The following is a 423-nucleotide window of genomic DNA, read 5'->3' on the forward strand; positions in this document are numbered from 1 at the left end:
GTTCTCTCACTTGTTCTCTTGTAATTTTAATTACTAATTCTTTATCCTTTACGAGTAACACAATTTCATCTTCTCCAATTTCTTTTATGACTCCTAATGCGATATCTTCATGAAATAGTAACATCTAAATAACCTCCTATTTTTTTATAAAAAGAAACAATGTAGCTTACGTTACATTGTTCTTTGATGCCTCATGATCTAAACGTTTTTGTCTTAAATGGCTAATTCGTTCTTCCACAGTTTTCTTTGCCATCTTCACACTTTCCATCTCCTGTTTATCAGTCGTAATAATGCTGTCTACGCCTTCTAAAAAGAAATAACCATTTAATAACTCAATTAAAACTTGTGTATTTCGATCCGCACTATTTGCACCAAGACGAATTTTTGTTAGCTCACTTTTTAATATGTCATGAAGATTTTTAG

Annotated in this window: 1 pseudogene; it reads right to left on the reverse strand. The window is 31.0% G+C overall.

The features are described 5' to 3' along the window. Nucleotides 1–166 precede the first annotated feature (166 nt). Nucleotides 167–423: pseudogene (locus MR109_RS29795) on the reverse strand (hypothetical protein); the annotation flags it as partial.

The organism is Bacillus cereus group sp. BfR-BA-01310, assembly GCF_022664325.1.
Taxonomy (GTDB): domain Bacteria; phylum Bacillota; class Bacilli; order Bacillales; family Bacillaceae_G; genus Bacillus_A; species Bacillus_A paramycoides.